The organism is Terriglobales bacterium, assembly GCA_035454605.1.
Taxonomy (GTDB): domain Bacteria; phylum Acidobacteriota; class Terriglobia; order Terriglobales; family Acidobacteriaceae; genus DATMAB01.
In genome coordinates, this window is sequence record DATIGQ010000145.1 from 1 (window position 1) to 13121 (window position 13121).

Sequence of the window (13121 nt, forward strand, 5' to 3'; positions counted from 1 at the left end):
GGGGTGGCCTTACGGCCACCCCATTTCTTTTCCCGAATCCAGCCGAGGCACTCAAGGTCCATGAACACCCGGTCCGTGCCCCTGGGCGAAAGGCTGCAACTCGCAAACTGTCCTACGCCCTCTGCGCTCTCTCCCCCTGCCGTCGCGACGGCACCGCTCCCGACTCGACCATCTCCCTATACAACTGCTGAGCGCGGTCCAGCGCTTCCTGGATGTTGCTGCAGATGTTCTCCCGCCCCACGTGCTGCTCGAACTCCGACTGGTGAAGCATGCGCGAAGGCTGCTCCCGCGCGCCGCATAGCAGCATCTCTCGGCCGGAGGCGTGCAGCTGGTCCGCCAATTCCTCCAGCGCCAGCAGGCCGGTGGAATCGATCGCGGTCATGTTGCGCAGGCGCAGGATCACGATGGGCGGCAGGTCGTTCAGGTGTCGTGCCACATCCTCGATCTTGTCCGTGGCGCCGAACAGGAACGGCCCATGGATTCGGTACACGGTGGCGTAGTGCGGGATCGCCTTGTCTTGCAGGATGTGAACGCGCCCTTCGTCCACGTAGGCGTCGGTCACGCGCGAGACCGTGGTGGTGAGGCTGACTTTGCGGATGAATGTGAGCGCCGCCAGCACCATGCCGAACTCCACCGCCACGGTCAGATCGGCGAATACCGTGAGCAGGAAGGTGACCAGCCAGACCGTGATCTCGAGCTTGGAGAGTTTCAGCAGTTCCGGAATCTCTCCCCACTCGCCCATGTTGTAGGCCACCATGAACAGGATGGCGGCCAGCACCGAGAGCGGCACGAAGCGCGCCAGTGGCGCAGCGAACAGCAGGACCGCAAGCACCGTCAGCGCGTGCACGATCCCGGCCACCGGCGTTTTTGCCCCGGAGCGGATGTTGGTGGCGGTGCGGGCGATGGCGCCTGTCGCAGGCAGACCCAGGAAGAGCGGCGAGGCCACGTTGGCGATCCCTTGGGCAACCAGCTCGACATTGGGATTGTGCCGGTCGCCGGTCATGCGGTCGGCGACCACGGCCGACATCAGCGACTCGATCGCGCCCAGCAGCGCGACCGTCAGCGCCGGCGAGATCAGCGTGGGAATCAGTCCCCACTGCATTGCCGGGACGTGCAGCCGCGGCCAGCCGCCCTGGAGCCCGCCGAAGCGCGACCCGATGGTTTCTACGTGCAGCTGCAGCAACGCCGCGGCCGCCGTCCCCACCACCAGCACCACGATGGCGCCGGGAACTTTTTTCCAGTAGCGGGCGAACAGGATCAGGATCACCAGCGATACCAGGCTCAAGGCGGTCGCCGAAGCGGAGTACGTTCCCAGGTGCTCGCCAATGGCCGCCATGCGTCCGGCAAAGCTGCCGGGAACTTCGGCGATCCTGAGCCCGAGGAAATCCTTGATCTGGGTGCTGGCAATGATGACCGCGATACCGTTGGTGAATCCCACCACCACGGGACGCGGAATGAACTTCACCGCCGTGCCCATCCCCGTGGCGCCCAGCACGATCAGAAACACGCCGGCCATGCCGGTGACCACGTAGAGGCCTTCCAGGCCGTACCGGGCCACAATGCCCGCCACTACCACGACGAAGGCCCCAGTCGGCCCCGCGATCTGTGCCCGCGAGCCCCCCAGCGCCGAGACCAGGAAGCCTGCGATGACGGCACAATACAGGCCCGCCACCGGTCGCACCCCGCTGGCAATGGCAAACGCCATGGCCAACGGGAGAGCAACCAATCCCACGGTAATGCCCGCCACCAGGTCAGATAGGAATGTTCTTGGGTTGTAGTCCCTCAGTGACTGCACCAGCTTGGGCGTCCACTCGTTCACATGACTGTCCCCGTTTCCCTGCAGGACTTTGTTCCTGAGCCAGGCGCGCAGGCGAAACACAAGAGTGTGACACGAGGGCGGAGGGATTGAGAAGGGACGGCCACCCGCAGAGATGGCCGTCCCGCCTCATCGCTGCTCGCGAAGGGGAATGCGCCATCGCTTCCGCGGCTGCTCGAAAAAGTCGGGGAAGAGGCTTTCCGGGTGCGCATCCACGAAGACCTGCCCCTCGACCTGCAGGCGATCTGCAGTGACTGGAGCAATGCGATTCAAGCGCTGCAGCACCTCGCGCAGAAACGCTACGGTCTGCTTCTCCGGCGGCACGCGGTTGAGAGTGAGGTACATGACGCCGTAGGAGAACTTGGCTGCATGCCACTCCGGAAGGAACAGGGACATGGAGCCGTCGTCTTCTGCGCGAAAGCCAAGTGTCGGGTGCATGCCGAGCACCAGCCTCAATTTCAGATTCGGCATCTGCTCTGGCTTGAGTTTGAACTTCTCCGCGGCCACGCGCCGGCTGAGGTCGAAGAGGATGGGAACGCGTTCCAACGCCACTGGCAGATGCTTGGGGTTTTCGACAACGACGCTGCCGGGAATTTGGGCGGTAGCCGCCGTGGCCAGGAACATCGAAAAGGCAAGAGCGGCTGGGGCGGAACGGAGCGGAAACAGCACTCTTTTCTCTCGCAAAGAGACCTCCTTCCCCTCGCGACGGGTGCTGTGCCCCCACGCTAAATACGCAGCAAGGCGGCCAATGATTCGGGAATGTGCTCGAAGGAGTGAATCCGGGGACGACGTGGACGGGAGCCGTTTCCGGCCGACGCGTGCTGACGGCTGCCAGCGCTTCATTTATCATCTTCGTTCCGCATGTCCTGGAAAGAAATCGCCGGATACGCGCTGGAGACTTCCCGTCTCCGCGGCGCAAGCTATGCCGATGTGCGCGTGGTGGATGACCGCCAGCGCATGTTGCTCACCAAGAACGGCAAGGTCGGCTACGCGTCGGACTCCGAGTCCATGGGCTTGGGCGTGCGGGTCATCGCCGAAGGCCGTTGGGGATTCGCCGCCACCCAGGAACTGGACCGCGAATCGGTCCAGGCCGCCGCGGCGCAGGCTGTCGCCATCGCGCGCGCCTCTGCCCGCGTCAAGGAATACGACGTCCAGCTCGCTCCCGAGGCTGCCGTGCAAGTGGAGTGGGCCTCGCCGGTCCGGGTGGATCCGTTCTCCGTCTCTATCGAGCAGAACCTGGGGCTGCTGATGCAGGTGGACGCGGAGTTGCGCGCCACGCCCGGCGTCACCCTGGCCGAAGCGCTGCTGCACTTCCGCCGCTACGAGCAGTGGTTCTACTCCTCGGAGGGTTCGGACATCCACCAGACCCGCACTATCACCGGAGCGGGATGCGCAGCGTACTCATTCGGTGAGCACGAGCTGCACAAACGTTCCTATCCCAATTCCTTTGGTGGCCAGTACCAGACGCGCGGCTACGAACTGGTGGAGGAGCTGAAGCTGGTGGAGAACGCCCGCCGCATCGGCGAAGAAGCGGTGGCGTTGCACAAGGCCGACCAGTGCCCGGAAGGCCGCTTCACCATCATTCTCGATTCGTCGCAATTGGGGCTGCAGATACACGAATCCATCGGGCATCCCATTGAGCTCGACCGCGTGCTGGGCATGGAGGCCAACTTTGCCGGCACCTCGTTCCTGACGCGGGAGAAGCTGCGCAAGCTGCGCTACGGCAGCGAACTGGTGAACGCCGTGGCCGACGCCACCGAGGCTCACGGTCCCGGCCTCGGCACCTTCGCCTATGACGATGAAGGCGTAGCGGCGCAGTGCACACCGATCATCACCGCCGGGCAGTTCACCGGCTACCTGACCTCGCGCGAGACAGCGGGCGCCATCGGCGCTCCCCGCTCCGGCGGCACCATGCGCGCGGATGGCTGGCACCGCATCCCGCTCATCCGCATGACCAACGTCAGCGTCCTGCCGGGCGAGGAACCGCTCACGCTCGAGCAGCTCATCGCCTCCACCGACCAGGGCATCTTCATGCAGACCAACCGCTCCTGGTCCATCGACGACAAGCGCTACAACTTCCAGTTCGGCTGCGAGATCGGGTGGGAGATCAAGAACGGCCGCCTGGGAAGGATGCTCAAGAACCCGTCCTACTCCGGTATCACCACGGAATTCTGGAACTCCATGGACGCCATTTGCTCCCGCGACCAATGGACGCTCTGGGGTACGCCCAACTGCGGCAAGGGACAGCCCATGCAGACCATGGGCACCGGCCACGGCGCCGCCCCCGCGCGCTTTCGCAACGTGCAGGTGGGTTCGGCATACAAAGGGAACTGACCACAGAGGGCACAGAGGAACACTGAGGCCAAGAGCTAAGAGCCAAATGCTGACGCAAGAACGCGCTCGCGAGATCTTCGAGATCGTCCGTCGCCACTCCACCGGCGATGGCGTGGAGGCCATCATTGCCGGTGGTCGCAGCGCGCTCACTCGCTTCGCCAACAACACCATCCATCAGAACATGGCGGAGGAGCAGTACCAGCTCTCGGTGCGCGTCCTGTTCGGTCAGCGCACGGCGCGCGCCACCAGCAACAAGCTGGACGAAGAGAGCATCCGCCGCGTGGTGCAGGCGGCGGAGAACCTGGCGCGCGTGCAGCAGCCCGATCCCGATCTCTTGCCGCTGGCTGCGCCGGAACTCGCCACCGGTGGTCCAGCGGCGCCGGCTCGCAGTTTTCCCGCGACCTCCGCCATGACTCCGGAAGAGCGTGCCGCCGCCGTGGACAAGATTGTTGCCGTGGCCCGTCGCAACCAGCTCACCACTGCTGGAGTGGTGGCCTCCTCACACAGCGCGGAGTGCATCCTGAATTCCCAGGGCTTGTTCGCCTGGCACGAGCAGACCCTGGCGGAAGTCTCCATCACCATGCTGGGAGAAGACTCTTCCGGCTGGCAGAAGGCGACTTCTCCGGACCTCACCGTGCTCGATCCGGAAATGTTGGCCGAAATCGCGGCGCGGAAAGCCATGCAATCCGCCCATCCGCGCGAACTTGCGCCCGGCAAGTACACCGTGATTCTGGAGCCGGCTGCGGTGCTCGACCTGATGGGCTTCATGTTCTTTGATTTTGGCGGCCAGGCCATCCTCGACCAGCGATCGTTCCTCAACAATCGTCTGGGTACGCAGGTGTTCGGAGAGAACATCACCATCTACGACGACGTCTATCATCCGCTGCAGGCGGGTTCGCCATTCGACGGCGAAGGCGTGTGCCGCAAGCGCGTCCAACTGGTGGTGCGCGGCGGGGTGAAGAACCTGGTCTATGCCCGGCACACGGCCGAGAAGATGAAGAAATCGGAGTACGCCGCGCGCGTGGGCCGCATCGAGCCCACTGGCCACGGCCTGCCGCTGCCCAACGAGATGGGCGAAGCGCCCATGCACATCGTGATGGATAGCGGCCCGCCCTCGGCCCATCGCACCGTCGAGCAGATGATCGCCGAGACCGAACGAGGCGTCCTGGTCACCCGCCTGTGGTACATCCGCGAAGTCGATCCGTACGAGAAGATCCTCACCGGCATGACGCGCGACGGCACTTTCTACATAGAGCAGGGCCGCGTCCGCCACGGCATTCGCAACTTCCGCTTCAATGAGAGCCTGGTGCGCATGCTCAACTCGGTCGAGGCCATGAGCGCTCCCGTGCGCTCCAGCGGCGAAGAGAGCTTCGACATGGTCGTACCCGCCATGAAGGTGAAGGATTTCAACTTCACCGAAGTCACGAAGTTCTGAATCTTGGGACGCCCTCTGCCGTGACTGGATGGCCATTCGCACCACGAAGGTGGTATTAACCCTAAAGTAACTTTCAGCCCGCAGCCGCGCGGGTGTATAAGCAGAAGAGGATGGCCAAGCCGGAAGAGAGCGCCGGTGGGATGCGGAGCGCGGTGCGATTCCCGCTGCGCCTGCCCATTTCCGTGCGCAGTCAGGCCGAGGAGCGCACGGCCGAGACCCGCGACATTTCCGCTGGCGGCGTGTTGTTCTACGTAGATCAGGACATGCACGTCGGCTCCACCATCGAATTCACCATCGCCATGCCGGCCTCGGTCCTCAACACGGAAGCGGACGTGCTGGTAAACTGCATCGGCAGGGTGGTGCGCTGCACCAACGAAGACGGACGCCGCATGGTTGCCGCCGTCATCGACGAGTATCGCTTCGAGCGCCGCTGAAGATCGGCGCCAACAACGATGGCAAACAACCCAGGAAAGTCTTCCAGTGCTCCGGCCAAGCCGGTGGAGAGTTCCGCCGCGGGCGAAGCGGCGGCCGGCGTCATCCGCGTCATCCTGGCCGATACCCAGGCCATCTTCCGCGTCGGCCTGCGCAAGATCTTCGCCCTTGAGGACGACTTGCGCGTGGTGGGCCAGGCCGAGTCCCTGGAACAGGCTTTGGTCGCCATCCAGAAGTTTCCCGCCGACATCCTCTTGCTGGAGGATGGCATTGCTCCCAGCCTTCCCGAGGCCGTTTCGGAACTCACCCGGCGCGCGCCCACCGTCAAGGTCGTCATCCTCATGGACGAACATGACGAAGCGGAAACGCTGGAGTGCTTCCGCCGCGGCGCCCGCGGCATCATCAGCCGCACCGTCCCGCCGGAACTGCTGGTCAAATGCGTGCGCAAGGTCCAGGAAGGCGAAACCTGGCTGGATAACCGCGGCATCAACTGGATCATCGAAGCCTACCGCTCCCAGGCCACCCAGCTCACTACCGCCCGCCCGCGCAGCGCGCTTACGGAAAAGGAACTGCGCATCGTGTCCCTCGTCACCCAGGGGCTGAAGAACAAGGAGATCGCTGAGCAGATCGGCACCACCGAACAGGTGGTGAAGAACTACCTGCGCAAGGTCTACGACAAGCTGGGCGTCTCCGACCGCCTGGAGCTGGCTCTCTACTGTGTGCATCACCGCCTGCTGCAGCCCGCCGAGGCCAAAGAAGCGGAAGCGGCGCAAGCGCAGCAACCTCCCGTCGCCCCCGCCCCCGAGCGGGCGTGATTCGCTTTGTAATTCGGTAACCGGCCCGTAGTTTCTCTCGCCTTGTCATCCCCACGGCCATTTGCTATCGTGGCCGCCTTCCAAAGGCTTTGTTTGTTCGCGTCGAGGTCCTCATGAATCGTGAAATTTCCATTCGTATCAACGGCGTGGAGCGGCGGGGTTCCGTGGAGCCTCGCCAGTTGCTGGTCCACTTCCTGCGTGAGACGGCCGGCCTGACCGGCACGCACATCGGCTGCGAGACTTCGCTGTGCGGCGCCTGCACAGTGCTGGTGGACGGCCGCGCCACCAAGTCCTGCACGGTGCTGGCGGTGCAAGCCGACGGCCGCAGCGTCACTACCATCGAAGGTTTGGCCTCAGATGGCAAACTCCATCCCATCCAGGAGGCGTTCTGGGAGGAGCACGGCCTGCAATGCGGTTTCTGCACGCCGGGGATGATCCTGTGCTCAAGCGACCTGCTCTCGCGCTCCGCCTCGCCCAGCGAGCATGAGATCCGCGAGGCGCTGGGCGGCAACCTGTGCCGCTGTACCGGCTACCAACACATCGTCAACGCGGTGCAGTCGGCCGCGAGCAAGATGGCGCCACGGAAGGCGGCGCCTCGCAAAGCGGCCCCGCGCAAGGCGCGGCGGGCCGGGAAGGCGAGGAGGTAAGCCATGCCCGCGAAGACTGCCGCCGCCGCTCCACGCTGGGTCGGACGCCGCTTCAAGCGCAAGGAAGACCCGCGCCTCATCCAGGGCATCAGCCACTACACCGACGACCTGAAGCTGCCCGGGATGCTGTACGCCGCCTTCGTGCGCTCACCCTACGCCCACGCCAGGATCCGCAGCATTTCGACCGAGGCCGCCCGTTCCGCCCCCGGCGTGGTCGGTGTGTTCACTTCCGCCGACATGGCGAACCTGGGCGGCGCGCCCTATGCCGGCGGCATGCCGGGGCTGAAGACTCCACCCAACCCGCCGCTCGCCAAGGAAGTGGTTCGCCACGTGGGAGAGTCGGTGGCCGTCGTGGTTGCCGAGGATGTGTATGCCGCCCGCGATGCCGCCGAACTGGTCGAAGTGGATTACGAAGCGCTGCCCGTCGTCTCTGACGTCGAGAAGGCAATCGAGAAAGGCAGCCCGCTGGTCCATCCCCAGTTCAAGACCAACCTGGCCTACGTCCACGAACTGAAGACCGGCGACGCTGCCGCCGGCTTCAAGCGCGCCGACAAAGTCGTGCGGTTGCGCATGACCAACCAGCGCCTGGTGCCCGTGGCCATGGAGACGCGCGGCGTGCTTGCGGAGTACCGTCCGGGCGAGCAGACCATGACGGTGTGGACCTCCACCCAGATCCCGCACCTGGCCAAGACGCAGATCGCGGTCATGTTGGGAATCCCGGAGAATTCCGTGCGCGTGGTCACGCCCGAGGTCGGCGGCGGCTTTGGCAGCAAGCTGAACGTGTATCGCGAAGAGGGCGTCATCCCCTGGCTGGCGATGAAGCTGGGCCGCCCGGTCAAGTGGAGCGAAACGCGGCGCGAGAACGTGCTGGCCACCATCCACGGCCGCGACCACATCCAGAACGTCGAGCTGGCGCTGAAGAAGGATGGCACTATCCTCGCGCTGCGCGCCCGCATCCTGGCCGACCTGGGCGCCTATCACCAGCTCCTCACGCCCAACATCCCCACGCTGACCTCGCTGATGATCACCGGCTGCTACAAGATTCCCGCCATCGACGTGGAAGTGCGCGGCGCCTTCACCAACAAGATGTCTACGGACGCTTATCGCGGCGCCGGTCGCCCCGAGGCCACGTACCTCATCGAGCGCATGATGGATATGGCCGCCGACGCGTTGGGCCTGGACCCTGCCGAGATCCGCCGTCGCAATTTCCCCAAGCCGACGGAATTCCCCTTCGCCACCGCGACCGGGCTTTCCTACGACTCGGGCAACTACCAGGGCGCGCTCAAAAAGGCGCTGGCCATGTCCGGCTATGACAAGCTGCGGGCGCGCCAGAAGGCCGGGTGGAAGCAGGGCAAATACTACGGCCTCGGCCTCTCCACCTACGTCGAGATCTGTGCCCTCGGACCTTCTGCGGCCATGCCGGCGGGCGGCTGGGAAAGCGCCACAGTGCGCATCGATCCCACCGGCGCGGTCACCGTGCTCACCGGCGCTTCGCCGCATGGGCAGGGGCAGGAGACCAGCTTCGCGCAGATCGTCGCCGATGAGCTCGGCATCTCGCCCGACGCCATCACCGTGGTCCATGGCGACACCGCGGCCGTGCCCTACGGCATCGGCACGTTCGGCTCGCGTGCCACAGCGGTCGGCGGAACCGCGGCGCTCTATGCCACGCAGAAACTCAAGCAGAAGCTGATGGTGTTCGCCGCCCACCTGATGAACGCCAAGCCCGCGAAAGTTTCTTACGCCCACGGACGCTTCAGCGTCCGCGGCACGCGCAAGTCGCTGCCCTTCGGCGAAGTGGTGATGGCCGCCTACACGGCCAAAACGCTGCCTCCGGGCGTCGATCCCGGTCTGGAAGCCACCCATTTTTTCGAACCCACGAACTTCACCTTCCCGTTCGGGACGCACATCTGCTCGGTCGAAGTGGATCCTGAGACCGGGGAGGTTCGCATCGACAAGTACCTTGCCGTGGATGACTGCGGCAAGACCATCAATCCGCTGCTGGTCGAAGGCCAGCTCCACGGCGGCATCGCCCAGGGGCTGGGCCAGGCGCTCTATGAGGAAATGGTCTACGACTCCGAAGGCCAGGCGGTCACCGGCGAGCTGATGGAATACGCCGTGCCCAAGGCCGAACATCTGCCGCGCTTCGAGCTGGCCCACACGGTCACGCCCTCCCCCGTCAACCCCATGGGCATCAAGGGTGTCGGCGAAGCAGGCACTATCGCTTCCACCGCTGCCATTGTCGGCGCCGTCTGCGACGCGCTGACGCCGCTCGGCATCCGCCACCTCGACATGCCGCTCAAACCGGAAAAAGTCTGGCGCGCCATCCGCGACGCGCAGCAGCGCGGCGCGAAGGCCACGGCGCCCGCTGCGCCCAAAGCCAAACCGGCGCCGCCCAGGAAGCCCGCGGCCAAGGCTCGACCAGGCGCGAAGTCCCGGCCGGCAAGGAGGCGCTCATGATCCCGGCATCGTTCGACTACGAAGCTCCCCGCACGTTAGGCGAGGCGCTGGCCATGCTGGCCTCGCGTCCGGACGCCAAGCTGCTCGCCGGCGGACACAGCCTGCTGCCGGCCATGAAGCTGCGCGTCGCCGGCGCCGGCACGCTGATCGACCTCGGTCGCATCTCCGGCTTGAGCTACATTCGCCATACCGGCGACGGCTTCGCTATCGGCGCCATGACCCGCCATGCCGAGATTGCCGGTTCCAACCTGCTGCACGCGCTCTGTCCGCTGCTGGCGCAGGCCGCTTCTGCAATCGGCGACGTACAGGTGCGCAACGCCGGCACCCTCGGTGGCTCCCTCGCCGCCGCCCACCCGGCGGCCGACTATCCCGCTGCCGTGCTGGCGCTCGACGGCGAGATGGTTGCCATGAGCCAGCACGGCGACCGCGTCATCCCTGCGCGCAATTTCTTCACCGGCCTGTTCACCACCGCGCTCAAGGCGGATGAGATCCTCACCGAAGTGCGGGTGCGAGCGACCGCCGGTTCCGGCTCCGCCTACAGGAAGTTTCGCCATCCCGCTTCCGGCTTTGCTGTGGTCGGAGTGGCCGCCAACGTGTGGATGGCGAACGCGAAGATCGTCTCCGCCTCGGTCGGCATCACCGGAGTGGGCGAACGCGCCTACCGCGCCACTGCCGTGGAGAACTCGCTCCGCGGCAAGCCGGTGAGCGGCATCGCCGCCGCCAGCGACCGCGCCGCCGAGGGCGTCTCGGCGCTTGCGGACAACTTTGCTTCCGCGGAATATCGGCAGCATCTGGCCCGCGTCTTCACCCGTCGCGCGCTCGAGGCAGCCGCCGCAGGCTAGAAGGCGGAAGCGGGAAGCTGTTATTCTCTCGGGGTCATGGTTTTTCCCAAGGAGAGTGAGCGTGAAAGGTGATCCGAAGGTCATTGCCGTGCTGGGCGAGGTGCTGAAGGCGGAACTGACCGCCATCAACCAGTATTTTCTGCACGCCGAGATGTGCCACAACTGGCGCTACGAGAAGCTCTATGGCTTCATCCGCAAGGAAGCAGTCGACGAAATGAAGCACGCCGAGCAGCTCATGGAGCGCATTCTCTACCTAGACTCCACGCCCAACATGAGCGCCTACTTCAAGATCAACATCGGCAAGAGTGTTCCCGAGCAGTTCAAGAACGACCTGCAACTGGAGTACGAGGCCGTCAAGCGCCTGAACGAAGGCATCAAGACCTGCGACGCCCACGGCGACGGCGGTTCCCGCGAGCTCCTGGAGCACATCCTGGTGGACGAAGAGGGACACGTCGACTGGCTCGAGGCCCAGCTCCATGCCATCGACGAAATGGGCATCGAGAACTACCTTGCCCAGCAGCTCCACGGCGAAGAAGAGGAATAACCCGCCCAACCGCGCTCACTCCTGCCGGTCCGCCCAGCACGGCCGCCGTCGGGCCCTGCGCTAGAATAGGACTCGCCGCAATGCTTCCCTGAATTGTGCGCGCGTCGCGGAGAGATGGCCGAGTGGCTGAAGGCGCACGCTTGGAAAGCGTGTTTACTCGAAAGGGTAACGAGGGTTCGAATCCCTCTCTCTCCGCCATCTAGACCTGGGCTTTCGCGCTACGCTCTCATTTCCTGCCCGCATCCGGAGGAGCTCCCATGAGGGTACCCCCCGTGCATTGCCGGGTGCGCGATCTGAAGGCGCGGAATTCGAGCGCAAGAACCGGATAGCTTGCGCAGCGGCATGCCGCTACCGTAGCGGCATGCATAAGACGATCGAACCAACCATCCTCTACTTCGGCACGCCGGTGGCGTTGATCTCGACCCTGAACGAGGACGACACGGTGAACCTGGCGCCGATGTCTTCCGCCTGGTGGCTGGGCTGGAGCTGCATGTTGGGGCTGGGCTCCATGGGCAAGACCTCGGACAACCTGATTCGCACGCGCGAGTGCGTCATCAACCTTCCGTCGGAAGAGCAGGTGACCCACGTCGACCGGTTGGCGCTCACCACCGGCAAGAATCCCGTCCCGGAGAAGAAGCTGAGCTGGGGATACCGTTATGAGCCGGACAAGCTGGGCATCGCAGGGTTCACCCCCGTGCCGTCGCTCCGGGTGCAGCCGCCGCGGATCGCCGAGTGTCCGGTGCACATGGAAGGCGTGGTGCACGAGGTGCGTCCTTTCGGCAAGAACGTCTCGGCGAACGCGTTCGAAGTGCACATCGTGAGGCTGCACGTCGAAGAATCGTTGCTGGTGGGCGACGAACCGCGCCCCCATATCGATCCGGTGAAGTGGCGCCCGCTCATCATGAGCTTCTGCCGGTTCTTTGGCGTTGGCCCTGAAGTGCACCCCTCGCGGCTGGCGGAATCCGACTTCATGAAGTTCGTGCGAGGAGGAACAGCGCCGCCTGGCGTGGTGCAGCGTGCCGGCTAGCGGCCGTTGCCCGAGCTAGCGTCGGTCGGGCGCAGAAACTCCGCCATGTAGTGGCGCATGCCGAGCGCTGCGGCGAAGACGGCGATTCCCAGCAACAACCAGGTGTCGGCGCGCTTGAGTTCTCCCGTGATCCACTCCAGGCTGCCCGTGAAACCATAGCCGATCCCGCCCAGGACCACTGCCCAGACCACGCAATTCACGGCATCCAGCGCCAGGAAACGGTGGTAGGGGAGGCGGCGCATCCCCCAGAAAAACATGATGGCGACCCGGGCGCCGTACACGTAGCGGGCGAAGAACAGCGACCAGGTGCCGTAGCGCTTGGCCGCCCTTTCGATGCGCGGCAGCACCCGCTGTCCGTGGGCGGTGGTGAGCCAGCGACGCGCCGTGCCGTGTCCCAGCCAGAAATAGAAGAGGTCGCCGGCCAGGCCTCCTCCCGCGCCCACGGCCAGGGCCGGTCCGGCTCGCCAGATGCCCAGGTGCACCAGCATGCCCGCCAGCATCAGGCTCATATCGCCTTCCACGGCCGCCGCGAAAAACAGCGCCCACAGGCCGTAGGTGCTTAGAAATGTCTCCAGCTCGGTCATGCGTGACCCGATATCAAACCGCAGTGGGAGCGAAGATGCAAGCTGCGAGTTGCGAGTAGCCAGTGCCCAGTGCCCAGTACCCAGTACCCAGTACCCAGTACCCAGTACCCAGTACCCAGTACCCAGTACCCAGTACCAGCGAGACTCGCGGAAAAATCTTCTGGTTAGCGAAACTTTCCGGCGACTGG

At 64.9% G+C, this 13121-nt stretch carries 12 protein-coding genes and 1 tRNA gene; 10 read left to right on the plus strand and 3 right to left on the minus strand.

Annotated elements, in window-relative coordinates; genetic code table 11:
• Positions 1-112: 112 nt before the first annotated feature.
• Both VLE48_10550 and VLE48_10555 read right to left on the minus strand, forming a co-directional pair.
• The gene (locus tag VLE48_10550; GenBank protein HSA93441.1) at positions 113-1819 is read right to left on the minus strand and encodes a SulP family inorganic anion transporter; all 1707 of its coding nucleotides are present in this window, start codon (positions 1817-1819) and stop codon (positions 113-115) included.
• Between the two features lie 126 nt (positions 1820-1945).
• Entirely contained in the window at positions 1946-2500 is a 555-nt protein-coding gene (locus VLE48_10555) for a hypothetical protein (protein HSA93442.1), read from the minus strand.
• 177 nt (positions 2501-2677) lie between these two features.
• On the opposite strand from VLE48_10555, the gene VLE48_10560 reads away from it, so the two are divergent.
• The 10 genes from VLE48_10560 to VLE48_10605 all read left to right on the plus strand — a co-directional run bounded on the left by VLE48_10560 (position 2678) and on the right by VLE48_10605 (position 12349).
• Entirely contained in the window at positions 2678-4150 is a 1473-nt protein-coding gene (locus VLE48_10560; protein HSA93443.1) for a TldD/PmbA family protein, read from the plus strand.
• A 46-nt stretch (positions 4151-4196) separates the two neighbouring features.
• Positions 4197-5585, plus strand: a complete 1389-nt coding sequence (locus VLE48_10565; GenBank protein ID HSA93444.1) for a TldD/PmbA family protein — start codon at positions 4197-4199, stop codon at positions 5583-5585.
• A 110-nt stretch (positions 5586-5695) separates the two neighbouring features.
• Complete coding sequence (locus VLE48_10570; GenBank protein HSA93445.1) at positions 5696-6019, plus strand: PilZ domain-containing protein; 324 nt, start codon at positions 5696-5698, stop codon at positions 6017-6019.
• A gap of 18 nt (positions 6020-6037) precedes the next feature.
• Complete coding sequence (locus tag VLE48_10575) at positions 6038-6832, plus strand: response regulator transcription factor (protein HSA93446.1); 795 nt, start codon at positions 6038-6040, stop codon at positions 6830-6832.
• A gap of 113 nt (positions 6833-6945) precedes the next feature.
• Positions 6946-7479 carry a (2Fe-2S)-binding protein gene (locus VLE48_10580; protein ID HSA93447.1) on the plus strand — a complete coding sequence of 178 codons (534 nt, stop codon included), beginning with the start codon at positions 6946-6948 and terminating at the stop codon, positions 7477-7479.
• A 3-nt stretch (positions 7480-7482) separates the two neighbouring features.
• Positions 7483-9936, plus strand: a complete 2454-nt coding sequence (locus tag VLE48_10585) for a xanthine dehydrogenase family protein molybdopterin-binding subunit (protein ID HSA93448.1) — start codon at positions 7483-7485, stop codon at positions 9934-9936.
• Positions 9933-10778: a xanthine dehydrogenase family protein subunit M gene (locus VLE48_10590; protein ID HSA93449.1), complete on the plus strand. Its 846-nt coding sequence runs from the start codon at positions 9933-9935 to the stop codon at positions 10776-10778. Before VLE48_10585 ends, VLE48_10590 begins: the two co-directional genes overlap by 4 nt.
• Positions 10779-10839: 61 nt before the next feature.
• Positions 10840-11322 carry a bacterioferritin gene (gene bfr, locus VLE48_10595; GenBank protein ID HSA93450.1) on the plus strand — a complete coding sequence of 161 codons (483 nt, stop codon included), beginning with the start codon at positions 10840-10842 and terminating at the stop codon, positions 11320-11322.
• Between the two features lie 108 nt (positions 11323-11430).
• Positions 11431-11520 (plus strand) — tRNA-Ser (locus VLE48_10600).
• 163 nt (positions 11521-11683) lie between these two features.
• Positions 11684-12349 (plus strand): flavin reductase family protein, encoded by a 666-nt coding sequence (locus VLE48_10605; protein ID HSA93451.1) that lies wholly within the window; start codon positions 11684-11686, stop codon positions 12347-12349.
• On the opposite strand, the gene VLE48_10610 is transcribed toward VLE48_10605, so the two are convergent.
• Entirely contained in the window at positions 12346-12933 is a 588-nt protein-coding gene (locus VLE48_10610; GenBank protein ID HSA93452.1) for a VTT domain-containing protein, read from the minus strand. The two genes, VLE48_10605 and VLE48_10610, sit on opposite strands and share 4 nt — an antisense overlap.
• Positions 12934-13121 lie beyond the last annotated feature (188 nt).